This is a genomic window from Lysobacter alkalisoli, assembly GCF_006547045.1.
Lineage (GTDB): Bacteria > Pseudomonadota > Gammaproteobacteria > Xanthomonadales > Xanthomonadaceae > Marilutibacter > Marilutibacter alkalisoli.
Map to the genome: position 1 here is coordinate 1803137 of NZ_CP041242.1, position 23722 is coordinate 1826858.

At 66.0% G+C, this 23722-nt stretch carries 19 protein-coding genes; 15 read left to right on the plus strand and 4 right to left on the minus strand.

Annotated features, from left to right (window positions below; genetic code table 11):
* Positions 1-90: 90 nt before the first annotated feature.
* From lysS to FKV23_RS07770, 3 genes are all read left to right on the plus strand, one after another.
* Positions 91-1629 carry a lysine--tRNA ligase gene (gene lysS, locus FKV23_RS07760; RefSeq protein ID WP_141623339.1) on the plus strand — a complete coding sequence of 513 codons (1539 nt, stop codon included), beginning with the start codon at positions 91-93 and terminating at the stop codon, positions 1627-1629.
* A gap of 153 nt (positions 1630-1782) precedes the next feature.
* A complete protein-coding gene (locus FKV23_RS07765) occupies positions 1783-2841 on the plus strand; it encodes a two-component system response regulator (RefSeq protein ID WP_279633045.1) in 1059 nt (352 codons plus the stop codon).
* Between the two features lie 17 nt (positions 2842-2858).
* Complete coding sequence (locus FKV23_RS07770; protein WP_141623341.1) at positions 2859-5030, plus strand: ATP-binding protein; 2172 nt, start codon at positions 2859-2861, stop codon at positions 5028-5030.
* A 93-nt stretch (positions 5031-5123) separates the two neighbouring features.
* Here FKV23_RS07770 and FKV23_RS07775 read toward each other — a convergent pair whose 3' ends face one another.
* Positions 5124-5999 carry a crotonase/enoyl-CoA hydratase family protein gene (locus FKV23_RS07775; RefSeq protein ID WP_141623342.1) on the minus strand — a complete coding sequence of 292 codons (876 nt, stop codon included), beginning with the start codon at positions 5997-5999 and terminating at the stop codon, positions 5124-5126.
* Between the two features lie 243 nt (positions 6000-6242).
* Positions 6243-7922, minus strand: coding sequence for a long-chain fatty acid--CoA ligase (locus FKV23_RS07780; protein ID WP_141623343.1), 1680 nt, complete (start codon positions 7920-7922; stop codon positions 6243-6245).
* 207 nt (positions 7923-8129) lie between these two features.
* On the opposite strand from FKV23_RS07780, the gene FKV23_RS07785 reads away from it, so the two are divergent.
* On the plus strand, positions 8130-8576 hold the full coding sequence (locus tag FKV23_RS07785; RefSeq protein ID WP_141623344.1) for a nuclear transport factor 2 family protein: 447 nt from the start codon (positions 8130-8132) through the stop codon (positions 8574-8576).
* Between the two features lie 90 nt (positions 8577-8666).
* On the opposite strand, the gene acnA is transcribed toward FKV23_RS07785, so the two are convergent.
* The gene (acnA, locus tag FKV23_RS07790; RefSeq protein ID WP_141623345.1) at positions 8667-11441 is read right to left on the minus strand and encodes an aconitate hydratase AcnA; all 2775 of its coding nucleotides are present in this window, start codon (positions 11439-11441) and stop codon (positions 8667-8669) included.
* A 189-nt stretch (positions 11442-11630) separates the two neighbouring features.
* Here acnA and FKV23_RS07795 point away from each other — a divergent pair, with 189 nt between their 5' ends.
* The 11 genes from FKV23_RS07795 to nadE all read left to right on the plus strand — a co-directional run bounded on the left by FKV23_RS07795 (position 11631) and on the right by nadE (position 23128).
* Positions 11631-11876 (plus strand): AbrB/MazE/SpoVT family DNA-binding domain-containing protein, encoded by a 246-nt coding sequence (locus tag FKV23_RS07795; protein WP_141623346.1) that lies wholly within the window; start codon positions 11631-11633, stop codon positions 11874-11876.
* Positions 11877-11892: 16 nt separating this feature from the next.
* On the plus strand, positions 11893-12318 hold the full coding sequence (locus FKV23_RS07800) for a type II toxin-antitoxin system VapC family toxin (RefSeq protein WP_141623347.1): 426 nt from the start codon (positions 11893-11895) through the stop codon (positions 12316-12318).
* A 61-nt stretch (positions 12319-12379) separates the two neighbouring features.
* Positions 12380-14986 (plus strand): bifunctional aconitate hydratase 2/2-methylisocitrate dehydratase, encoded by a 2607-nt coding sequence (acnB, locus tag FKV23_RS07805; protein ID WP_141623348.1) that lies wholly within the window; start codon positions 12380-12382, stop codon positions 14984-14986.
* 772 nt (positions 14987-15758) lie between these two features.
* Complete coding sequence (locus FKV23_RS07810) at positions 15759-16793, plus strand: 3-oxoacyl-ACP synthase III family protein (protein ID WP_141623349.1); 1035 nt, start codon at positions 15759-15761, stop codon at positions 16791-16793.
* Positions 16790-17041 (plus strand): acyl carrier protein, encoded by a 252-nt coding sequence (locus tag FKV23_RS07815; RefSeq protein ID WP_141623350.1) that lies wholly within the window; start codon positions 16790-16792, stop codon positions 17039-17041. Before FKV23_RS07810 ends, FKV23_RS07815 begins: the two co-directional genes overlap by 4 nt.
* Complete coding sequence (locus FKV23_RS07820) at positions 17034-17360, plus strand: hypothetical protein (RefSeq protein ID WP_141623351.1); 327 nt, start codon at positions 17034-17036, stop codon at positions 17358-17360. Before FKV23_RS07815 ends, FKV23_RS07820 begins: the two co-directional genes overlap by 8 nt.
* The gene (locus FKV23_RS07825) at positions 17360-18175 is read left to right on the plus strand and encodes a GNAT family N-acetyltransferase (RefSeq protein WP_141623352.1); all 816 of its coding nucleotides are present in this window, start codon (positions 17360-17362) and stop codon (positions 18173-18175) included. The genes FKV23_RS07820 and FKV23_RS07825 overlap by 1 nt, the downstream gene beginning before the upstream one ends.
* A gap of 36 nt (positions 18176-18211) precedes the next feature.
* Positions 18212-20212: an asparagine synthase (glutamine-hydrolyzing) gene (gene asnB / locus FKV23_RS07830; protein WP_141623353.1), complete on the plus strand. Its 2001-nt coding sequence runs from the start codon at positions 18212-18214 to the stop codon at positions 20210-20212.
* The gene (locus tag FKV23_RS07835; protein WP_141623354.1) at positions 20209-21762 is read left to right on the plus strand and encodes a class I adenylate-forming enzyme family protein; all 1554 of its coding nucleotides are present in this window, start codon (positions 20209-20211) and stop codon (positions 21760-21762) included. Before asnB ends, FKV23_RS07835 begins: the two co-directional genes overlap by 4 nt.
* Entirely contained in the window at positions 21759-22040 is a 282-nt protein-coding gene (locus FKV23_RS07840; RefSeq protein ID WP_208543255.1) for an acyl carrier protein, read from the plus strand. The genes FKV23_RS07835 and FKV23_RS07840 overlap by 4 nt, the downstream gene beginning before the upstream one ends.
* 17 nt (positions 22041-22057) lie before the next feature.
* Positions 22058-23128: an NAD(+) synthase gene (nadE, locus tag FKV23_RS07845; protein ID WP_141623355.1), complete on the plus strand. Its 1071-nt coding sequence runs from the start codon at positions 22058-22060 to the stop codon at positions 23126-23128.
* Here nadE and hflD read toward each other — a convergent pair.
* Positions 23082-23705 (minus strand): high frequency lysogenization protein HflD, encoded by a 624-nt coding sequence (hflD, locus tag FKV23_RS07850; protein WP_141623356.1) that lies wholly within the window; start codon positions 23703-23705, stop codon positions 23082-23084. The genes nadE and hflD overlap by 47 nt on opposite strands.
* Positions 23706-23722 lie beyond the last annotated feature (17 nt).

Consider the following 23722-nt stretch of genomic DNA (forward strand, 5'->3'; position numbering starts at 1 on the left):
GCGTGAGAAATGTGTAGAAACTCCGTTCTCCTCGCCATCCCCTGACCGCTTTTACTCGTTCCTCACTCCTCTTCACTCTCGACTCGCTACATGACCGACAAGACGCCCGACACCCAGCCGCACGCCGACGAGAATTTCCTGATCGCCGAGCGCCGGGCCAAACTGGCCGCGCTGCGCGGGCAAGGCGTGGCGTTCCCGAACGACTTCCGTCGTGCCGACTACGCAGGCGACCTGCAGGCTGCCTACGCCGATACGGAGAAGTGGACCGCCGAGACGCTGGAAGGCGAGGGCAGGCAGGTCGCGATCGCCGGCCGCATCCTGCTCAAGCGGGTGATGGGCAAGGCCAGTTTCGTGCAGATCCAGGACGAATCGGGCCGGATCCAGTTGTTCCTGCAGGCCAACGCGCTCGGCGACACCTATAACGCGTTCAAGGGCTGGGACGTGGGCGACATCGTCGCTGCGGGTGGCAGGCTGACCCGTACCCGCACCGGTGAGCTGTCGGTCAAGGCCACCGAACTGCGCCTGCTGACCAAGTCGTTGCGCCCGTTGCCGGACAAGTTCCACGGCCTGGCCGATGTCGAACAGCGTTATCGCCAGCGCTACGTCGACCTGATCGTCTCGCCCGAGGCGCGCGAGGTGTTCGTCAAGCGTTCGCGCATCATCCGCGCGATTCGCGCGTGGCTGGACGAGCGTCGCTTCCTCGAGGTCGAGACGCCGATGATGCATTACATCCCCGGCGGCGCGACCGCGCGCCCGTTCGTCACCCACCACAACGCGCTGGATCTGGAACTGTTCCTGCGCGTGGCGCCGGAGTTGTACCTCAAGCGCCTGGTCGTGGGTGGACTGGAGCGGGTCTACGAGATCAACCGCAATTTCCGCAACGAGGGCGTGTCGACCCGGCACAACCCCGAGTTCACCATGCTCGAACTGTACGAGGCCTACGCCACCTACAACGAGGTCATGGACCTGACCGAAAACATGATCCGCGACGTCGCCGTCGAGGTGCTCGACACCACCGTGATGGAGTGGGACGGAGCCCGCATCGACGTCGGGCCGGCCTTCCGCCGCTGGCGCCTGGACGAGGCCGTGCGCGAGAAGAATCCGGATATCAGCGAAGCCGACTGCCGTGACCGCGAGGCACTGGCCCGTCATTGCGAGCGGCTGAAGATCCCGGTCAAGCCGGCCTATGGCTGGGGCAAACTGCTGCTGGAGATCTTCGAGAAGACGGTCGAGGGCCAGCTGGAACAGCCGACCTTCATCACCCATTACCCGGTCGAGGTCTCGCCATTGGCCCGCGAGAGCGACAGCGAGCCGGGCATCACCGACCGCTTCGAGCTGTTCGTCCACGGCAAGGAATTGGCCAATGGCTTCTCCGAGCTGAACGATCCGGAGGATCAGGTCGAGCGTTTCCGTGCCCAGGTCCAGGCCAAGGAGGGCGGCGACGACGAGGCCATGCACTTCGATGCAGACTACATCCGTGCGCTCGAGGTGGGCCTGCCGCCAACCGGAGGTCTTGGGGTGGGCATCGATCGCCTGGTCATGTTGATGACGGGCGCTTCATCTATCCGCGACGTGCTGCTGTTCCCGTACATGCGGCCCGAGCATTCCCGCTCCGATCAGGCCGGCTGATCGGGCGTCCTGAACGGGCCGTCCGGCCCGTTTGCATGTATGCGGCCCGATCCGCGGAAGGGTCCGGTTCAGTCCGGGCTGCCAGATCGGGTGAACCCGGGGTATGCTCCCGTCAGGACCCGCCGAAAGGTGAGCTTGCATACAGGTGCGAGTGTGAATGTAGTCATCGTGGACGACCAGACTTCGGCGCGCACAATGCTGCGCCATATCATCGAGGACATCGCGCCAGAACTGAGCGTGCATGACTTCGGTGAGGCCGAGAGCGGACTGGCCTGGTGTGAGAGCAATCACCCGGACCTGCTGCTGCTCGACTACCGCATGCCCGGAATCGACGGACTGGAGTTTGCCCGTCGCTTCCGTCGCCGCCCGCTGCACCGCGACATCCCGATCATCCTGGTCACCGTGGTTGGCGATGAGCCGGTCCGGCAGGCCGCGCTCGATGCCGGGGTGATCGACTTCCTGGTCAAGCCGGTTCGCCCGCGCGAGCTCCGGGCCCGCTGCCGCAACCTGCTGCAACTGCGCCAACAGTCCGAGAGCGTGAAGCAACGCGCCCTCTCGCTGGAACAGCGTCTGCTCTCGAGCATGCACGAAGTCGAGGAGCGCGAACGCGAAACCTTGCAACGGCTCGCCCGTGCGATCGAGTACCGAGACCGCGGCACCAGCGTCTATCTGGAGCGCATGTCGCACGTGGCCGGCCTGATCGCCGAGCAGCTCGGGATGTTCGAGGACGAGGTGCGGATGATCGAGATGGCGGCGCCTCTGCACGACATCGGCAAGATCGCGATCCCCGACGCAGTGCTGCTCAAGCCCGGTCCATTGACCCAGGACGAGGTCCAGATCATGCGCCGGCACCCGGTGATCGGCCATGAGCTGCTCAGCGGCAGCCACAACCGCTTCATCCAGACCGCCGCCACGATCGCCCTGCGTCACCACGAGCGCTACGACGGCAGCGGCTACCCCGACGGCCAGGTCGGCGACGAGATTCCGATCGAGGCCCGGATCGTGGCGGTGGCCGACGTGTTCGATGCGTTGATCTCGCCGCGACCCTACAAGGAGCCGTGGGGGATCGACATCGCTCTGGAATACCTCGTCGCCGAGCGTGGCCGCCTGTTCGACCCGACCTGCGTCGATGCGCTGATGCGCAGCAGGTCCCGTCTTGACGACATCTGCAAGCGCTATGCCGCTGGCTCGGTGCGCCCCGGGCTGCCCTGATACCCGTTCCGACAGCCATGACCGGACTGCTCGCCGCCTTCAAGGACCGCCTGGCCAACCGGCCGGACAGCGAGCACGCGCAGAATCTGGTGCGCATCGCCATCACCGCGCTGTTCATCACTTACCTCGGCTGGCGTCACATCCATCTCGGCACTGGCGACACACTGCCGCTGACCTGGCTGATCCTGGTCGGCGAACTTGCGGTGGCGCTGGGATTGCTGGCGGCGATCTTGTGGCGCCCCGGCGTTTCGCATGCGCGCCGCTGGATCGGCATGCTGGCCGACTATGCGGCGATGGGCACGATAATGTGTGCCGAAGGGGAGCCGACCGCGCCGCTGTATGCCGTCTTGTTGTGGGTCACGATCGGCAACGGCATGCGCTATGGCCATCACTATCTGCGTATCGCCACCGCGCTGGCCTGCACTTCATTCCTGGCGGTGATCCTGATCTCGCCCTATTGGCGCGCCAACCCTTATCTGTCCTGGGGATTGTTGCTGGGCCTTTGTGCGGTGCCGCTGTACTTCGATTCGTTGCTGCAGGCGTTGACCCGCGCTGTCGACGAGGCGCGTCGGGCAAATGAAGCCAAAAGCCGCTTCCTGGCCAACATGAGCCATGAATTCCGCACCCCGCTCAACGGCCTGGCTGGCATGTCGGAACTGCTCGCGACCACGCGTCTGGACGCCGAGCAGCGCGAATGCGTGGATACCATCCAGGCCTCTACCCGCAGCCTGTTGGCACTGGTCGAGGACGTCCTGGACATCTCCGCTATCGAGGCCGGGAAGATCAAGCTGGATCAGAGTGAGTTCCTGCTCCAGGAAGTGGTCGACAACGTCGGGCTGATCCTGCAACCCCAGGCGAAGGCCAAGAAGTTGCGCTACGAAGTCTCGGTCGCCCCCGAGGTGCCGACCCGGCTGTGCGGCGATGCCGGGCACTTGCGCCAGGTTCTGCTCAACCTGGTCGGCAACGCGGTCAAGTTCACCGACCAGGGCCATGTTCGGCTGGAAATCCTACGTGTGCACAGCGACCGGGACTGGGCGCGGCTGCGTTTCAACATCAGCGATACCGGAATCGGCATCCCGGAAGCGACCCGGCAGCGTCTGTTCGAAGCCTTCGAGCAGGCTGACGTCGGGCTGGCGCGGCGATACGGGGGAACCGGCCTGGGCACCACCATCGCCAAAGGCCTCACCGAAGCGATGGGGGGCAGCATCGGCTTCGAGAGCACCGAGCGGCAGGGAAGCCGGTTCTGGGTCGAGTTGCCGTTTGTCTTGCCGAGGACGCTGGTCCAGCACGTGCCGTCGGTCGATACGGACCCTGACGCGCATGGCCATGCCGGCAACGTCATTGCCTTCAGCGATCCCTTCCTGCGTCATCGGGCCCGGGTCCGCAGCCTCTCCATCCTGGTCGCCGACGACCATGCGGCCAATCGCAACGTGCTGCAGCGGCTGCTGGAGAAGGCCGGGCACAAAGTCTTTACCGTTGGCGGCGGTGAGGAGGTGCTCGATGCAATCGCCGAGACTGATTTCGATGCGATCATTACCGACCTGCACATGCCGGGGCTCAGCGGCTTGGACCTTCTGCGCCAGATGCGGGTGATGGCGGCCGGTGGCGGGTCGCAAACGCCGGTGCTGATTCTCAGCGCCGATGTCACCCCCGAGTCGATCCGTGCCTGCGAGGAGGCCGGCGCGCGGGCCTTCCTGTCCAAGCCGGCAGTGACGTCGCGACTTCTGGATACGCTGGCCGGCATCGCCGGTGGCGATGACGATCAGGCGTCGCCGATGCTGGCTCTGCGCGATACTTTGCCGCCGTCGGACAGCGTGTTCGACGCCTCGGTACTCGATGAGCTCGGTGCGCTGGGGATGGGCGAAGGGTTCGAACGCGAGTTCATCACCCAGTGCCTTCGTGACGCGGACGGCTGCCTGCGAGGCATCGAGGCAGCGGGTGAAGGCGAGCGCTGGGAGGCAGTACGCGACCACGCGCATGCGCTGAAGGGTGTGGCCAGCAACCTGGGATTGATCAAGCTGTCCGCCCTAAGCGGCGAGGTGATGCGCCTGCCGGACTGGCAGCTTGGGCGTGAGTGGCGGAGGCGCTACGAGGAAATGGGCCAGCAATTGGGGCAGGGGCGCGAACTGCTCGAAGCGCGCAAGCGGAAAGCGGATAGGCGTGATGGCGCGCACCCTGACAAGTCCTGAAATCCTGTCGTCGGCGCCATGGCAAAGCCGGGCAGGGCGAACGGCCCGGTAACAGTACCGGGCCTGATCCCCTGCCGACGCCAGCGGCGCCGATCAGGCCGCCGCCTTGCCCCGCCGGACTTGTGCCCGGACCAGCCGGTCCATGGTCCGCAACGACTTGTCGCCAAGTTGAAGCGCGGTATCCACCCAGGTTTCGGTGATGCGCATCAGCTCGTCCAGCGTTACCGGCTGGGCAAGTTGTCGGACCCGATGCATCGCCGCGCGGGCGTGCGAGATGCGACGATTGGCGCGGATCACGTCCTCTACCGCCGCCACGCCTTCGCCACGAGGTACCAGCACGTCGACCAGCCCCATCTGGTGCATCTGCTGGCTGGTGTACACATTGCCTTCAAGCATGAGCTTCTCGGCCTGATGCGGCGGGATCCGCTTGCACAGGAACGAATAGGCTCCCATGCCCGGGAACAGGTCGAAGAGCACTTCCGGCAGCCCCATCAGCGCATCTTCCTCGGCGACGATGGTGTGGCAGCTCAGCGCCGCCTCGAATCCACCGCCCAGTGCGTCGCCCTGGACCAGGGCAATGCTGTGCGCGCCGGCGTTCAGGCCGACATGGAAGGCATATACGCCGCGCACGCACTGGCTGGCGTAATTCAACAGCCCCTGGCGGTCACGTGCGCGGATCAACCGACAGAACAGCTCCAGGTCGCCACCGAGGTTGAAGGCATGGCTGTCGGACGCCAGAACGACATGCGGCAGGCTCGTGTTGCCGTGGGTACGGGCCGCTTGCAGTTTCAGCCCGAGGCTGCGCTGATAGTCGAGGATGTCGTCCACCAGTGCAGGCGTGAAGCAGGCGCGATGGCCCGGCAGGGTATCGGCGTGCATGAAGCACCAGTGCACATCGCGCTGGGGTTCCTCGATTACACGCAGGGTCGGACCGGCATTGGGCCGGGAGAAGGGGTGGACAGCAGACATGGCGGAACCTCCGTGCAGGAGCCGTCCCGGCCGGTCGCGTTGAACAGGACGGCAGAAGGTGATGGAGAAATGCGTCCGACGGGTCGATTCTATGCCTGTAATCGGGCGCGCGTGCCAGTGGGGCACCGGTTCTGCTGAATAGGCACCCGGACGGCAGATGGCCTGCCGGGCAGGGAAATGAAAAAAGCCCGCATGAGAAGCCATGCGGGCGCAGATGAAGGGACAGGATGGGCTTTGGCCGGATCAGGCGCGAGGAACCTCGTCGCGCAGCTCCCGGCGCAGGATCTTGCCCACGTTGGTCTTGGGAAGTTCGGTCCGGAACTCGACGATGCGCGGGTGCTTGTAGCCGGTCAGATGCTCGCGGGCGTGGGCCTTGACCTGGTCCTCGGTGAGATCGGGGTCCTTCTTCACGATCACGACCTTGACGATCTCACCGGACTTCTCGTCCGGCACGCCGACCGCGGCGACTTCCAGTACGCCCGGCATCATCGCGATCACGTCCTCGACCTCGTTCGGGTATACGTTGAAGCCGGACACCAGGATCATGTCCTTCTTGCGGTCGACGATATAGAAATAGCCCTGCTCGTCCATCCGCGCCATGTCGCCAGTGTGCAGCCAGCCGTCGGCATCGATGGCCGCGGCGGTTTCTTCCGGGCGCTGCCAGTAGCCCTTCATCACCTGCGGACCCTTGATGCACAGTTCGCCGACCTCGCCGACCGGGAGGATCCGGCCGTCCTCGTCCTTGATGCAGGCATCGGTGGACGGGATCGGCAGGCCGATCGCGCCGTTGTAATCCTTCAGGTCCATTGGATTGATGCAGGCCGCAGGCGAGGTCTCGGTCAGGCCATAGGCCTCGACCAGGGTGCAGCCGGTGGCCTGCTTCCAGCGGTCGGCAACGGAGCGCTGCACGGCCATGCCGCCACCCAGGGTCAGGTGCAGGGCCGAGAAGTCGATCTCATCGAAGCCGGGTGTGTTGAGCAGGCCGTTGAACAGGGTGTTGACGCCGGTGATCGCGGTGAAGCGCACGCTCTTCAGCTCCTTGACGAAGCCGGGCATGTCGCGCGGATTGGTGATCAGATGGTTGAGACCGCCGAACTTCATGAATACCAGACCGTTCGCCGTCAATGCGAAGATGTGGTACAGCGGCAGCGCGGTGATGATGACTTCCTCGCCGGGCTTGACCCCGGTACCGACCCAGGTCGCCGCCTGCTGCATGTTGGCGACCATGTTGCGGTGGGTCAGCATCGCACCCTTGGCCACGCCGGTGGTGCCGCCGGTGTACTGCAGAAAGGCGATGTCGTCGGGGGTAATGCTGCTCTCGGGCAAGGCGTGTTTCGCGCCCAGCGACAAAGTAGCCTTGAAGCGGATCGCGCCCGGGATGTTGTAGTCGGGCACCATCTTCTTGATGTACTTGAGCACGAAGTTGACGATCGCCCCCTTCGGGAAGCCGAGCATGTCGCCCAGACCGGTGGTGACGACCTGCTGGACCTGGGTGTCGGGGAGCACTTCCTGCACGGTATGGGCGAAGTTGTCGAGCACCAGGATCGCTTTCGCGCCCGAGTCCGTCAGTTGGTGCCGCAGCTCGCGGGCGGTGTACATCGGGTTGGTGTTGACCACGGTCAGGCCGGCGCGCAGCACGCCGAAGGTCGCGATCGGATACTGCAGGCAGTTGGGCAGCATGATCGCCACCCGGTCGCCCTTCTTGAGCTTGAGCTCGCCCAGCAGGTAGGCGGCAAAATGGCGGCTGGCCTCGTCGATCTCGGCATAGGTCATGCTCTTGCCGAGATTGGAAAACGCCGGGCGCTGGCTGAAATGACTGATCGCGTTCTCGAGGACGGAAACGACGGAGGGAAACTCGTCGACGTCGATCGTCGCCGGGACGCCTTCTGGATACTGTTTCAGCCACGGACGCTCTGCAGTCATACAACCCCCCGGGTTCTTGGTCATGGAGCCTTGCGTCGCAGGCGGCTTGGCGTGCGTGCGTAGGCGTACGGTGTCAGGATTGGAGCATAGGCCCAAAGGGGTGGCAAGGTTGAGTGCAGCATTTGATCGCTGTCGCAGAGCATGGCGTGCTTGCTGCGTATTCGCGTCCGGATCGAATAGCCTGAGCCGCCGCCGGGAGCTCCTGGAATGATCGGAAATCGACTGTGGTTCTGGTTCGCAGGCGGTCTGCTATGTCTCACCCTGGCACTGCCGGGCTGCTCGCGGCAGCCTCCCGAACAGGCACTGCGTGCCGCCATCGACGAGCTTCGGCAGGCGATCGAGTCGCGCGACGCGAGGAGTCTCGACAACCGGCTTGCCGATGATTTCATCGGTCCGGATGGCATGGACGGCGAGGGCGCCGCGCGGACGGCCCGGCTGATGTTCCTGCGCTACAGGAATGTCGGAGTCACCCTCGGTCCTGCCGATGTGTCGATCAACGACCGGCACGCGACCGTCCGCGTGGAAGCGATGCTGACCGGCGGGCAAGGGCGCGTGCTGCCGGATGCGGTGCGGGTCTACGAGGTCGAAAGTGGCTGGCGGCTGGATGGCGACAAGTGGGTGCTGACCAGCATTCGCTGGGAAGACGGGCGGTAGCCACCCTGCTGAAATGGACCGATGAAGGTGCTGGCTTGTCCATCGCCGGCCCTTCCCCTCGGGAAAGGGCTCACAGGAAGCGGGGCGCGCTCAGGCTTTTCCTTTCGAAGCGAGTTGCCGCAACACGTAGTGCAGAATGCCGCCGTGCAGGAAGTACTCGACTTCCTTCGGCGTCAGCAGCAGTACGTCGACCTTGAAGGTCTTCTCGCTGCCATCGGCCTTGCGGGCGGTGACGGTGACGGTCTTCGAGGCGCCGTTATCGAGGCCGCTGACGCTGATCGTCTCGCTGCCCTCCAGGCCGAGCGACCGGATACTGTCGCCATTCCGGAATTGCAGCGGCAGCACGCCCATGCCGACCAGGTTGGAGCGGTGGATGCGCTCGAAACTCTCGGCGATCACCGCTTTCACACCCAGCAGGTTGGTGCCCTTGGCCGCCCAGTCGCGCGAGGAGCCGGTGCCGTATTCCCTGCCGGCCAGCACCACCAGCGGCACGCCGTCGGTCTTGTACTTCATCGCCGCGTCGTAGATGGCCATCTTCTGCGGCTCGGCGCCGTCGGAGAAATACAACGTGTTGCCGCCTTCCTCGCCGCCGAGCATCAGGTTCTTGATCCGGATGTTGGCGAAGGTGCCGCGCACCATCACGTCGTCGTTGCCGCGGCGGCTGCCATAGCTGTTGAAGTCGGCCGGTTGCACTCCGCGGGAAATCAGGAACCGGCCTGCGGGTGAATCCTTCTTGATGTTGCCGGCCGGGGAGATGTGGTCGGTGGTGATCGAGTCCCCGAACAGGCCAAGCACCCGGGCGCCGGTGATGTCGTCGATCGTGCCGACGTCCATGGTCATGCCGTCGAAGTAGGGCGGGTTCTTGATGTAAGTCGAGGCTGTGTCCCATTCGAACGACTCGCCGTCGGGCGAAGCAATGGCATTCCAGCGATCGCCGCCCTTGAACACGTCGGCGTAGTTCTGAGCGAACAGCTCGGGGCCGACGGTGGCCGCGATCATGTCGCCGATCTCCTTGTTGGTCGGCCAGATGTCGCGCAGGTAGACGTCGTTGCCATCGCTGTCATGGCCGATCGGGTCGTTGATCAGGTCGATGTTGACGGTGCCTGCGATCGCGTAGGCGACCACCAGCGGCGGCGAGGCGAGATAGTTCATCTTCACCTCGGGGTGCACGCGGCCTTCGAAGTTGCGGTTGCCAGAGAGTACCGAGGCGACGGCCAGGTCGTTCTCGGCAATGCCCTTGGATACTTCGTCCGGCAACGGGCCGGAGTTGCCGATGCAGGTCGTGCAGCCGTAGCCGACCAGGTAGAAGCCGAGCTTCTCCAGGTCGTCGAGCACGCCGGCCTTCTTCAGGTAGTCGGTCACCACCAGCGAACCCGGCCCGAGCGAGGTCTTGACCCAGGGCTTGGCCTTGAGTCCGAGCTTGACTGCGTTGCGTGCGAGCAGACCGGAGCCGAGCATCACCGCCGGGTTGGAGGTGTTGGTGCAGGAGGTGATCGCGGCGATCACCACCGAACCGTCGCGCAGCTCGGCCTCTTCGTCGCGGATGGTGATGCGCGAGACTGGCGGAGCGGCGAGGTGGTCGGCCTGGTGCTGGTGGCCGCCCTCGGCGTCCATCCGGTTCTCGCCATTGTGAGGCGAGCGGTTGGCGATCAGTCCGGTCAGGTTTTCGCGGAAATTGGTCTGCATGTCGCTGAGCAGGACTCGGTCCTGGGGGCGTTTCGGCCCGGCCAGCGACGGCTTCACCTCGCCCAGATCCAGCTCCAGCGTGGCCGAGTAGGTCGCCTCCGGTACGCCCGGCTCATGCCACAACCCCTGGGCTCGTGCATAGGCCTCCACCAGCGCTATCTGCTCCTCGCTGCGGCCGGACAGGCGCAGGTAGGTCAGCGCCTCGGTGTCGATCGGGAAAATGCCACAGGTCGCGCCGTACTCGGGCGCCATGTTGGCGATGGTGGCACGGTCGGCCAGCGGCAGGTACTGCAGGCCGTCGCCGAAGAATTCGACGAACTTGCCGACCACGCCCAGCGACCGCAGCATCTGGGTGACCGTAAGCACCAGGTCGGTGGCGGTGGCGCCTTCCGGCAGTCGGCCGGTGAGCTTGAAGCCCACGACCTGCGGAATCAGCATCGACGATGGCTGGCCGAGCATCGCTGCTTCGGCTTCGATGCCGCCGACGCCCCAGCCCAGCACGCCGATGCCGTTGATCATGGTGGTATGGCTGTCGGTGCCGAACACGGTGTCGGGGAAGGCGAGCAGCTCACCGTCGCCGCTTTCGTCAGGCACGACGCGCTCCATCACCACCCGGGCCAGATTCTCCAGGTTTACCTGGTGGACGATGCCGGTGTTCGGCGGCACCACCTTGAAGTTCTCGAACGCCTTCTGGCCCCAGCGCAGGAAGCTGTAGCGCTCCTTGTTGCGCTCGAACTCGATCTTGCCGTTGAGGTCCAGCGCGTCGGCACGGCCGAACACGTCGACCTGGATGGAGTGGTCGATGACCAGCTCGGACGGGATCTGCGGATTGATCTGGCTGGCCTTGCCGCCGAGCTTGTAGACCGCGTCGCGCATGGCGGCGAAGTCGACCACGCAGGGCACGCCGGTAAAGTCCTGCAGCACCACGCGGGCGGGCATGAAGGCGATCTCGGTGTCCGGCTCCTTGCCCGCGTCCCACTTCGCCACCGCCTCGATGTGCTCCGGACCGACGGTCAGGCCCCCGTCTTCGTGGCGGAGCAGGTTCTCCAGCAGGATTTTCATCGAGTAGGGCAGGTGCCCGATGTCGAAGTGTTCACCCAGAGCCGGCAGGCTGAAATAGCCCAGCTCGCGGCCGTTGACGGACAGGGTGCGGCGGGTCGAGAAGGTGTCTGCGGACATGGGGGACTCCGTTGGCGTGTGGCTGGCGGACTTCGTACATCAGTCCGGGCAATTATCCGGGCTGCCCGTTAAGATCGCGCGCCCGGCGGGATTCCTGCAGGGAAGCGCGTGCAACGGGACCAGTATGACGGATTGAGTATGCATGGAAAAGTATGTATTATTCATGCCTACCGACCGAGAGCGAAAAAGATGGAAGCCACTGTTGCCGAACGCGGGCAGATCACCCTGCCCAAGGCCGTGCGCGACGCCCTGGGGCTGACCAAGGGCACCACGCTGAAGGTCGAGCTCGATGGCAGCCGCATCATCCTGCGCAAGAATGTCGATGACGCGATCTCGCGTGCCCGCGGGCGCTTCAAGCTGCCCGCCGGCGTCAGTACCGATGATGTGATGCGCGAGCTGCGCGGGCGAGCCCCCGGCGATCCGACGGATGCCTGATGCGGATCCGCCGCCCATGATCGCCATCGACACTTCGGTGCTCATCGACCTGCTGGGCGACGACGAGGCCATGGCCGACGCCGCCGAGGGCTGCGTGCGCGAGGCTCTGGCCCGCGGTCCCGTGGTGCTCTGCGACGTGGTCGTCAGCGAGATCACCGCCGGCCTGGGCCACGGTGCCGACATCATGGACGTGGTCGAGGAAATGGGCATGAGTTTTCTGCCGGTGGAGCGTCGTTCCGCGATCCGTGCCGGCGAGATGCAGCGGCGCTACAACGAGCGTCGTCGCAAGCGCGGCCTGGCGGTCGCGTCGCCGCGCACGGTGCCTGACTTCATCGTCGGCGCGCACGCGATGCTCCAATGCAGCGCCCTGATCACCCGCGACTCCGGCTTTTTCCGCGATTACTTCAAGGGACTGAAGGTGATCGTGCCTGCCGTTTCCTGATTTCACCGATTCGAACCCCTCGATCCGAACTGCCTCCCTCTGAACTTCCCCGGAGAACCCCATGCTGGAAGCCTACCGCCACCACGCCGACGAACGCGCCGCCCTCGGCATTCCCCCGCTGCCGCTGACCGCGGAGCAGACTGCCGAGCTCATCGAGCTTCTCAAGAACCCGCCGACCGGTGAGGGCGCGGCTTCCGAAAGCGAGTTCCTGCTCGATCTGCTGGTCAACCGCGTCCCGGCCGGCGTCGACGATGCGGCCAAGGTCAAGGCCTCCTACCTGGCCGCGGTCGCCCATGGCAGCGAGCAGAACGCGCTGATCAGCCGCGCACGTGCGACCGAACTGCTCGGCACCATGCTGGGCGGCTACAACATCCTCCCGCTGGTCGAACTGCTTGATGACGCCGAGCTCGGCGCGATCGCCGCCGAGGCGTTGAAGAAGACCCTGCTGGTGTTCGACGCATTCCACGACGTGAAGGAGAAGGCGGACAAGGGCAATGCGAACGCGAAGGCCGTGCTGCAGAGCTGGGCCGACGCGGAGTGGTTCACCAGCCGTCCCGAAGTGCCGGAGAGCCTGACCATCACCGTGTTCAAGGTGCCGGGCGAGACCAACACCGACGACCTGTCGCCGGCCCCGGACGCGACCACCCGCCCCGACATCCCGATGCACGCGCTGGCGATGCTGAAGAACAGGCGCGACGGCGCTCCGTTCGAGCCGGAGGAGGACGGCAAGCGTGGCCCGATCCAGGCCATCGCCGACCTCAAGGCCAAGGGCCACCTGGTCGCCTACGTCGGCGACGTGGTCGGTACCGGTTCGAGCCGCAAGTCGGCGACCAACTCGGTGCTGTGGTGGACCGGGGAGGACATCCCGTTCGTCCCGAACAAGCGCTTCGGCGGTGTTTGCCTGGGCAGCAAGATCGCGCCGATCTTCTACAACACCATGGAAGACGCCGGCGCGTTGCCGATCGAACTCGACGTGTCGAAGATGGAAATGGGCGACGTCATCGAGCTGCGCCCGTACGAGGGCAAGGCGCTGAAGGACGGCGAGGTGATCGCCGAGTTCGCGCTCAAGTCCGAAGTGCTGCTGGACGAGGTCCGCGCCGGCGGCCGTATCCCGCTGATCGTCGGCCGCGGCCTGACCGCCAGGGCGCGCGAGGCGCTGGGGCTGGAGCCATCGACCCTGTTCCGCCTGCCGGTCAACCCGGAAGACAGCGGCAAGGGCTTCACCCTGGCGCAGAAGATGGTCGGCCGCGCCTGTGGACTTCCGGAGGGGCAGGGCATCCGCCCGGGCACCTACTGCGAGCCGCGCATGACCTCAGTCGGTTCGCAGGACACCACCGGCCCGATGACCCGCGACGAGCTCAAGGACCTGGCCTGCCTCGGCTTCTCTGCCGACCTTGTCATGCAGTCGTTCTGCCACACCGCGGCCTACCCCAAGCCGGTCGACGTCAAGACCCACCACACCCTGCCGGAGTTCATCTCCAACCGCGGCGGCATCTCGCTGCGTCCGGGCGACGGCATCATCCACAGCTGGCTCAACCGCATGCTGCTGCCCGACACCGTCGGCACCGGCGGCGACAGTCATACCCGCTTCCCGATCGGCATCTCGTTCCCGGCCGGTTCGGGCCTGGTCGCGTTCGCCGCCGCTACTGGCGTGATGCCGCTGGACATGCCTGAGTCGGTGCTGGTGCGTTTCAAGGGCAAGTTGCAACCGGGCGTCACCCTGCGTGACCTGGTGCATGCGATCCCGCTGTACGCGATCAGGCAGGGCTTGCTGACGGTCGAGAAGCAGGGCAAGAAGAACATCTTCTCCGGTCGCATTCTCGAGATCGAGGGCCTGCCGGATCTCAAGATCGAGCAGGCTTTCGAGCTGGCCGATGCCTCGGCCGAGCGCTCGGCCGCCGGTTGCACGGTCAAGCTCGACAAGGCCCCGATCATCGAATACCTCAACAGCAACATCGCGCTGTTGAAGTGGATGATCGCCGAGGGCTACAAGGACGCCCGCTCGCTGCAGCGCCGGATCGAGAAGATGGAAGCCTGGCTGGCCGACCCACAGTTGCTGGAGCCGGACGCCGACGCCGAGTACGCCGCGACCATCGAGATCGACCTCGACCAGATCGTCGAGCCGATCGTGTGCTGCCCGAACGACCCGGACGACGCCAAGACCCTGTCCGATGTCGCCGGAGACAAGATCGACGAGGTCTTCATCGGCTCGTGCATGACCAACATCGGTCACTTCCGTGCTGCGGCCAAACTGCTGGAAGGCAAGCGCGACATCCCGACCCGCCTGTGGGTCGCGCCGCCGACCAAGATGGACGCGGCCGAACTGACCAAGGAAGGCCACTACGGCACCTTCGGCGCAGCCGGTGCGCGCATGGAGATGCCGGGCTGTTCGCTGTGCATGGGCAACCAGGCCCAGGTTCGCGAGGGCGCCACGGTGATGTCCACCAGCACCCGCAACTTCCCCAATCGCCTCGGCCGAGGTGCCAACGTCTATCTCGGTTCGGCCGAGCTGGCCGCGATCTGCTCGCGTCTTGGCCGCATTCCGACCCGTGAGGAGTACCTGGCCGACATCGGCGTGATCAACGACAAGGGTGACGAGATCTACCGCTACATGAACTTCGACCAGATCGAGGAGTACAGGGACGTGGCCGACACCGTCGGCGCCTGATCCGCTCCAGCTCCCTCGCCGCTATAGAACCAAGCCCGGCCCCGGCCGGGCTTGGTTTTTTTATGGTTCTTCTCCCAAGTGAGGGGAGCGCGCCTTCAGCGAAGGCGTGGACGCTGCCGCTTGCGTTCGATCGCCGGTTCTCGCCGCTGTCTGGCTGTCCCGACGCGACCTGCCGGCCTTGACGACGAATGTCCTCCCTGGGATTTCGCTTCTGGAACCACCGGTCATGTCCGAACGCCGGGGGCGAAGGCCCTTGGGTATGAATGTCCCCCGGCGCCGGCCTTGGCCGGCACCTCCTCCTTGATTTCACACCCAAGGGCCTTCGCCCCCAGCGCTCCAGTCATCCAACAGATCCGGCGCTTGCCCCGATCAGGAGAACAATCTTTTTTGGCTCTAGTGCGGGAACGCCTGCGCGGAAGCCGGTGGCTCTGCCTTTGCGGGACACGCGTGAATCCATCCATGGAGCTCTTCCGCGACATCCATGTCGCGGACGGTCCCGCAAAGGCAGAGCCACCGGCTTCTGGACACGTGGCCGGCGCTTGGGGAAAAGCCACCCGAAGCCGCCATCCCCGAGGGGGGAGAAGAACTCTCTTTGCGGGGTCTCCTGAGCTGGACACGGATGGCGTTGGGTGTGCGATGGAACCACTTTTTGTCCGTTTTCTGCCGGCGCCAGCGTTGAACAACGCGTGGGAACGGGGGATGGCGCCGGCGCAGCCGGGCACTCCCGTGTCGAGGACTCGAGGAGCACGACCAGTAACGGGAGCATCGCAACTTGGCGCAGATACGTATCGAAGGATTCCACGTGGCCGGGGTGAGTACCTGCCTGCCGGAGCTTCGCATCGACAACCTTGGCGAAGCCGACCGTTTCGGTGGCGATGAAGTTCGAAAGGTGGTTTCGATGGCGGGCGTGCGATACCGCCACGTGGTCGAGCCGGGTGTGACCGCATCGGACCTGTGCCTGCATGCCGCCGAAAGGCTGCTGTCGGAACTGGGATGGGCGCCGGAGAGCGTGACCGGACTGATTTTCGTCACGCAATCGCCCGATTACTTCCTGCCGTCCACGGCCTGCCTGCTGCATGAACGCTTGATGCTGCCGGACGACTGCGTGGCCTTCGACGTGGGCATGGGATGTTCCGGCTACCCCTATGGCCTGTACATCGCCGCCGCGATGCTGAAGGCCGGCGGGCATCGCCGCATCCTGATGCTGCATGGAGAGACGCCAAGCCGATTCGCCGATCCGGACGACCATGCCACCCGCCTGCTGTTCGGCGACGCCGGCTCCGCGACCGCGCTGGAAACCAGCGACGCGGGCGAAGCCAGCTTCTGCCTGCATACCGATGGCGGAGGATACGAAGGATTGATCATCCGCGGCGGCGGCTTCCGCGACCGGACGCCACACGATGCGCGCCACCTGCATCTGGAGATGGACGGAGCGGCGATCTTCAACTTCACGATCAAGCGCGTGCCGCCACTGATCCGGGAAGCGCTGGACTTTGCCGGTCGGCAGGCCGACGAAATCGACCAGTACGTTTTCCACCAGTCCAACCGTTTCATCGTGAAACACCTGGCCAGGAAATGCGGCCTGCCCGAGGAGCGGGTGCCAATGACCATCGAGGACTGCGCGAACTGCGGCGGCCCTTCGGTGGCGGTCACGCTGACGCGGCATGCGCCGCGCAAGGCCGCGGCACGCACGGTGATGCTGGTGGGTTACGGCGTGGGGCTGTCGTGGGGGAGTGCCGTGCTGACACTGCCCGCCGACATCGTCCTGCTTCACGGACATTACCCGGCGCTGGAGGCGGCGGCATGAACGCGATCCGCCTGTCGACCGACGAAGCCCTGCAGATGCTGGCCGATGCCTTCGCGGAGCCCGTCCCACTGGCGCCGGACATGCCGCGCGACGACGTGGGTGGCTGGGATTCGATGGGTTCCCTGATGCTGATGGCCGAGCTGGACGAACGCTTCGGCCTGCAGCTGACGGCCAACGAGTCGCGCTCGATGCGCCATGTCCGTGATGTGCTGGATTACCTGCGTGCCAACGGTGTGCTGGATGGATAGCATCGCTCTGCCCCGGGCGCCGGCGTTCGAGGTAACGACCCGATTGTTCGCACGTGCGTTGGGCTGTTCGTCGGAAGAGCTGCTGCAGGCCTTCCGGCCGGCGCGTGTCGAGGATATGCCGGCGGTGCTGGCATTCCGCCAGCGCCGGGGCTGGGACGACGCGGCCTACGTGCGCTGGCGTTACGGTCTGGATGCACAGTCGCATCCGCACGGCCGGTTGTGGATCCTGCGCATGGACGCCGGGCCGGTGCTGGCCGGGATCGGCACCGAAGTGCAACCGATCCGCTATGGGGCAAGCTGCATCGCGGACAATTGCTGATGGACCTGCAATTGGCGCCCGGTCTGGAAGGAGCTGGCGGTGGGGCATGGATGAACCAGGCAATGTTCCGCCAGGCCCCCGTCACTCTCGCGGTGGGGGCCAATGCGCAGTCGATCGGACTGGTCAGGCGGCTGTTCGCGCCACTGCCGCCCCGGAGCTACTGTGTCCTGCCGCTGGATGCAGGCATGTTCCTGCGCCGGCGCGGTTTCCCGATGCAGGCGTCGGCGGTGGCAGGCATGGCGGTGAATGCCGGCTGGAAGCTGCGCAACAGCGTGTTCGCCCCGCGTGCGCCGGTCGGCATCCAGGTGGAGGAGGCGGCTTCGGTCGATTCCGGTTGGCTTGAGCCCTTGCATGCCGCGCTGCCCGATCGCATGGCCTGCGTCGTGCCATCGGCAGAGCAATTGCAGTGGCGGCTGTTCGGGAACCCGCGCGCACGCTACCGGCTGTACCTGGCACACCAGGACGACAGGTGCATCGGCTATCTTGCGGCGCGGCGCACGCAAAGCGGCAGCAACGCGGGCGATGCACTGCACATCATCGACTGGAAACTGGCTGCGGGTTCCGAGACGGCCGCGCTGACCGCCTTGCTTCGACATGTGGTCAACGCGGCGCAGCGGCAGGGTTGCAGCAAGGTCTATACCACCGCACTCGCACCACGTTCCGCCACGGTGTTCAAGAGCCAGGGCTTCCTGCGCGGGAGGGCGGATGCGCGTCTTCTGATGGGGCTGCTCGCAACATTGCCCTTGCCGGGCATGGAACAGGCCAGTGCCTGGCACCTCACCGACCTGAGCTTCGACAGCGATGGATACTTCTGAGCGCAACGGTGGCGAGCGTATCGGGAGCGCATGGCCATGTGCGGGATAGCCGGCCTGATCGCAGCGCCCGGTGAACGCCCACCGATGGAACCGGAATTGGCCGCGATGATCGCGACCTTGCGGCACCGGGGACCAGACGGCAACCGCATGCGGGTGGACGGGCAGGTGGGGTTGGCGCACGCCCGGCTGTCCATCATCGACCCCGACGGCGGCTGGCAGCCGATCCACAACCCCGATCGCAGCGTTTGGGTAGTCCTCAACGGCGAGATCTTCAATCACGTCGAGCTGCGGACGTCGCTGCAGCGCCTGGGCCACCGCTTCTACACCCGTTCGGACACCGAGGTGATCGTGCACCTGTACGATCGCTACGGAGACGATTTCGTCGATCACCTCAACGGCCAGTTCGCCATCGCGCTGCACGACATGCGTCGCAGGCGAGTGGTGCTGGCGCGCGACCGGGTCGGCATCCGCCCGCTGTATTACCACCATTCCGCCAGGGGTCTGGCGTTCGCATCCGAGGCCAAGGCGCTGTTCGCATGCCCCCATGTGCAGCGCGGCCTGGACCTGCAGGCGCTGGGAGAGATCTTCAGTTTCTGGGGCACGCTCGGCGCACGTACGGTATTTGGCGGCATCCAACAACTGCCTCCGGGACACCGGCTCAGCATCGACCTGCGTGATTCCGCGCTGACGCCCGTCATGCAGCGCTACTGGCAATGGCAGCCGCTGCCGGACCTGTCGCTGCGCAGCGAAGACGAGTGCGCCGAGGAGCTGCACGCGCTGCTGGTGGACGCCGTGCGCCTGCAACTCCGCGCCGACGTGCCGGTGGGTGCCTACCTGAGCGGCGGTCTGGATTCGGCATGCATCGCGGCCCTGGTCAAAGGCCATACCGACACGCCGTTGCGTACTTTCTCGTTGGGGTTCTCAAATGGGGAGGCTGCCGACGCCGAGTTTGACGAACGCCCGCACCAGCAGCAGATGGTCCGGGCGCTTGGCACCGAGCACAGCGAAGTGCAGGTGTCGCATGACGACATCGCGACGGCGTTCGCGCGCACGGTCTGGCACGCCGAATCGCCGCTGGTGCGTACCGCGCCGGTTCCATTGATGCTGCTGGCCGGGCATGTGCACCAGTCCGGTTACAGAGTGGCCCTGACCGGCGAAGGGGCCGACGAGGTGTTCGCCGGCTACGACCTGTTCAAGGAAGCCAGGTTGCGCCGCTTCATGTCCGTCCGTCCCGACAGCCGCTGGCGCGGCCGCTTGCTGGAGCGGCTGTATCCCTGGCTCGAGCATTCGCCGGTGCGATCTCCCGACTTTGCCCGGCGGTTCTTCCAGGAAGGGCACGACCAGCGCCACCAGCCCTGGTTCGCGCACCTGACCCGCGTGCGCAGCACCCAGCGCGTGTTGCGCTTCCTGCATCCGGACCTGCGCGAGCAATTGCGGGCCTGGAATCCTCTGCATACCCTGGCGTCGGGGCTCCCGGACGACATCGAGTCATGGAAGCCCCTGGCACGCGACCAGTACGTGGAAGCGGCGACGCTGCTGCCCGGCTACCTGTTGTCCTCACAGGGCGACCGCATGAGCATGGCGCATTCGGTGGAGGGGCGGTACCCGTTCCTGGATCACCGCGTCATCGAGTTCGCCAACCGGCTGCCGGCCCGCTACAAGCTGCATGGCCTGCGCGAAAAGCACCTGTTGCGGCACGCAATGCGGCACGAGCTGCCCCGCGCCGTGCTCGAGCGTCACAAGCAGCCCTATCGGGCCCCGGACAGCGCGTGCTTCTTCTCCGGCGGCCAGCCATTGCGATGGGTGGCCGAGGCGTTGCGGCCCGAACGGCTGGCGGCCAGCGGGCTGTTCGACGTGGCGGCGGTCGGACATCTGCTGGAGAAGTGTCGCCGCGGCCGCGCGATCGGCTTTCCTGACAACATGGCCTTCGTCGGCATCCTGTCCACGCTGCTGCTGCACGAACAATTCATGGGGGCCGGGTTTGCGGAGGCCGGACTCGTGCAGGCCGGGTTCGTGCAGGCGGGACGCGCGCCATGAACGGGCTGCACGAACGCTTCGACGCCACTGCGTCCCGCCACCCCGGCAGGACGGCCCTGGTCAGCAACGGACGGCGTCTGGACTTCGCCACCCTGTCCGCGCACAGCCGGCGGCTGGCGGCCAGATTGCGCGAAGCCGGGGTCGCGCCGGGGCAGCGCGTCGCGCTGTATCTCGACAACGGGGTGGAGATGGTGACGGCGTTGTGGGCGTTGCTGCGGCTGGGAGCCGTCTGTATGCCGGTCAACCCGCAGACAAGGGCGGACAAGCTGGGCTTTGTTCTGGCGCGCACCGGCGCCGCGATGCTGCTGACCCAAGCCTCGCTGTCGGCGGCGTGGCGCCCCGCGTGCGAGGCCTCAGGCGTGCGGCACGTGTGGGTGCACGGGGATCGCGGGTACCCGGGCCCTGTCGGCGAACATGCCGTCGAGCATGCCGTCGAGACCGCGTGGCCGGATGTCGGCAGCGAGCCGACGTCGTCGCTGCCCGACCATCCCGTCGGCCCCGACGACCTGGCCTTCATCAGCCACACCTCCGGCACCACCGGCCAGCCGAAGGGCGTGATGCTGAGCCATCGCAACCTGTCCGTCGCGACCGATTGCATCGCCGGTTACCTGGGCATCGGCCACGACGACGTAATCTTCAGTGCGCTGCCGCTGAGCTTCAACTACGGGCTGACCCAGCTCCTGCTGGCGTTGACCACCGGAGCGACCCTGGTGCTGGAGCGGTCGTTCGCGTTCCCGGCCCAGGCATTGGCGACGATGGCACGCGAACGGGCCACGGTATTCCCCGCGGTGCCGACCATGTTCGCGATACTGATGGAGATGCGCGATCTTGCGTATCCGGACCTGTCGGCGCTGCGGCTGATGACCTGTGCATCGTCGCCGATGCCGCTGCCACTGCTGCGGCAGGTCCGGCAGTGCCTGCCGCAGGCGCGGCTGTACCTGATGTACGGCCAGACCGAATGCACGCGGATCAGCTACCTGCCTCCGGAGGAGCTGGACCGCCGCCCGGACAGCGTGGGCCGTGGCATTCCCGGCCAGGCCTGTTGGCTGGTTGATGCCGAGGGCAGGCGGCTGCCGTGGGGCGCGACCGGCGAGCTGGTGGTGCAGGGCGCGCACCTGATGCAGGGCTACTGGGACGACCCGCAACGCACCGCCGGGAAGCTTTTCGTCGATCCCGAAAGCGGAAGACCTGCCATGTGCACCGGCGACCTGTTCCGCAGCGACGCCGACGGCTGGCTGTACTTCCTCTCGCGCCAGGACGACATCATCAAGACCCGCGGAGAGAAAGTCAGCCCGCTGGAGGTCGAGCGGGCCATCGTGTGCATACCCGGCGTGCGCGAATGCCTGGTGGACGGCGTTGCGGACCCGCTGCTGGGGCAGGCGATCAAGGCCTGGGTGGTGGCCGAGCCCGGCGCGGGCCTGAAGGAGCGCGACATCATCCGTCACTGCCTGGCCCGCCTGGAGAGCTACATGGCACCCAAGCACGTGGCCTTTGTGGACGGCTTGCCACGTACTGCTAACGGGAAGCCCACTCGACAGGACCTCAGATGAACCTTACCGCCGTTTCCATGGACAACCCCGTGCAGGACATCAGGGCCACCGTGCGCCAGTACATCCTGGACAACTTCCTGATGGGCAACGAGGAGGCCTATGCCGACGACGCTTCCTTCATGGACGCCCAGCTGCTGGATTCCACCGGCTTCCTGGAACTGGTCCAGTTCCTGGAGGAGACCTACGGCATCAAGGTGGAAGACATGGAGATGATGCCGGACAACCTGGATTCCCTCGTGGCCGTCGAGCAGTTCGTGCTTCGCAAGCTGGCCGCATGAGCATGCCGGGGCCGAACATGTCGAGGTCGCGCGCGCCAGGGTCGAACATCCTGGGGCCGCACGTCCTCGAGCTGGACCTGGCCGCGGAAGCCGGGCGCATCGCCGGGTGGATGCAAAGGAGCCTGCGTGGCATGCGCCGCCGGGGCCTGGTCGTGGCGATGTCCGGCGGCATCGACAGTTCGGTCTGCGCGGCCCTGGCGGTCGAGGCCGTCGGCGCGGAGCGCGTGCTGGGCCTGCTGCTGCCCGAGCGCGACTCCAGCGGCGAGTCGACCCGCCTGGGGCGGCAACTGGCCGCGCACCTCGGCATCGACTGGCGGCTGCACGACATCGCGCCGGCGCTGGAGGCGTTGGGCTGCTATGCCGAGCGCGACGCGGCCATCCGCGAAGTCTTTCCCGACTACGGACAGGACTGGAAGAGCAAGATCGTCCTGCACGGCGGCCTCGAGGGCGGCATCAACTTCTACCGCCTGGTGGTGCAGTCGCCCGATGGCGAGATGCGCGAGGCGCGCCTGCCGTTGCAGGCCTACCTGCGGATCGTCGCGGCCACCAACCACAAGCAGCGTGTGCGCAAGACGCTGGAATACCACCATGCCGACCGCATGAACCATGCCGTGGTCGGCACGCCCAACCGGCTGGAATACGACCAGGGCTTCTTCGTCAAGAACGGCGATGGCTCGGCCGACCTCAAGCCGATCGCGCACCTGTACAAGACCCAGGTGTACGCGATGGCGCGCCACCTGGGCCTGCCGGGGGAAATCTGCGCCGCCGTGCCGACCACCGACACCTACAGCCTGCCGCAGGGGCAGGACGAGTTCTACTTCGCATTACCGTACGCACAAATGGACCTGGCGCTATGGGCGCATGATCACCAATGCTCCGCCGAAGAGCTGGCGACGGCACTGGACATCACGCCCGAACGGGCCCGGGCCGTGTATGCCGATATTCGCGCCAAGCGTCGCGCGGCAGCCTACCTGCATGCCGCGCCGGCGCGATTGGAGGGAAGCGGTGTCGAGACGGACGGGAACCCGGATGCGCCGGGCCTCAGCGCAACAGCCCGTTCGCCGCGTCCAGCATCGCCTTGCGGCTAAACGCGAAGTCCCAGAAGCTGCCACCGAGCTGGCGCCACAGCACCGCCGAACGGACCGCGGCCAGCAACACCGCGCGGACCTCGGCGACCACCGTGGCCTGGCCGAGGTAGTGCGGATTGCCCTGGACCAGTACGCGCGGGCGCAGATGGCTCAGGGTCTCGGCGTAGAGGTCGCCGAGGGCAATCATGACGTCGGGATGGGTGCTGCCCTGGTCGCGGGCGGCGCCGGCGTGGGCGAGGATGCCTTCGTGGACCCGGCCCGCCATCGCCTCGTCCTGGACGAAGCGGCGTTCGAGCTGCAGCACCGCCAGTGCCAGCCGCGGCAACTGCGGGTCTGGCAGGCGGTTGGCGAAATAGTCGCGCAACAGCGTCAGTCCCGGCCGCAACGCCGATGCCCCGCCATAGACATCGGAGGGCGAGGCCGCATCGATCCGGAACACCGAGTCCAGCGAGGTGGTCAGGATTTCGGCATTGGCCTGGCCGGTGTCGGCGATTCGCCGCACCTGCGCAAGTGCCTGCAGCAGGCCGGCCAGGGCCAGGACACGGTCGGATATCGAGTTGGATCGGGTTTCGGTCATGGATTGGAAGATTTCAA

Coding starts and splice junctions, on each gene's coding strand:
- lysS (WP_141623339.1), top strand. CDS start 91: ATGACCGACAAGACGCCCGACACCCAGCCGCACGCCGACGAGAATTTC.
- FKV23_RS07770 (WP_141623341.1), top strand. CDS start 2,859: ATGACCGGACTGCTCGCCGCCTTCAAGGACCGCCTGGCCAACCGGCCG.
- FKV23_RS07775 (WP_141623342.1), bottom strand. CDS start 5,999: ATGTCTGCTGTCCACCCCTTCTCCCGGCCCAATGCCGGTCCGACCCTG.
- FKV23_RS07780 (WP_141623343.1), bottom strand. CDS start 7,922: ATGACTGCAGAGCGTCCGTGGCTGAAACAGTATCCAGAAGGCGTCCCG.
- FKV23_RS07785 (WP_141623344.1), top strand. CDS start 8,130: ATGATCGGAAATCGACTGTGGTTCTGGTTCGCAGGCGGTCTGCTATGT.
- acnA (WP_141623345.1), bottom strand. CDS start 11,441: ATGTCCGCAGACACCTTCTCGACCCGCCGCACCCTGTCCGTCAACGGC.
- FKV23_RS07795 (WP_141623346.1), top strand. CDS start 11,631: ATGGAAGCCACTGTTGCCGAACGCGGGCAGATCACCCTGCCCAAGGCC.
- FKV23_RS07800 (WP_141623347.1), top strand. CDS start 11,893: ATGATCGCCATCGACACTTCGGTGCTCATCGACCTGCTGGGCGACGAC.
- acnB (WP_141623348.1), top strand. CDS start 12,380: ATGCTGGAAGCCTACCGCCACCACGCCGACGAACGCGCCGCCCTCGGC.
- FKV23_RS07815 (WP_141623350.1), top strand. CDS start 16,790: ATGAACGCGATCCGCCTGTCGACCGACGAAGCCCTGCAGATGCTGGCC.
- FKV23_RS07820 (WP_141623351.1), top strand. CDS start 17,034: ATGGATAGCATCGCTCTGCCCCGGGCGCCGGCGTTCGAGGTAACGACC.
- FKV23_RS07825 (WP_141623352.1), top strand. CDS start 17,360: ATGGACCTGCAATTGGCGCCCGGTCTGGAAGGAGCTGGCGGTGGGGCA.
- asnB (WP_141623353.1), top strand. CDS start 18,212: ATGTGCGGGATAGCCGGCCTGATCGCAGCGCCCGGTGAACGCCCACCG.
- FKV23_RS07835 (WP_141623354.1), top strand. CDS start 20,209: ATGAACGGGCTGCACGAACGCTTCGACGCCACTGCGTCCCGCCACCCC.
- FKV23_RS07840 (WP_208543255.1), top strand. CDS start 21,759: ATGAACCTTACCGCCGTTTCCATGGACAACCCCGTGCAGGACATCAGG.
- nadE (WP_141623355.1), top strand. CDS start 22,058: ATGTCGAGGTCGCGCGCGCCAGGGTCGAACATCCTGGGGCCGCACGTC.
- hflD (WP_141623356.1), bottom strand. CDS start 23,705: ATGACCGAAACCCGATCCAACTCGATATCCGACCGTGTCCTGGCCCTG.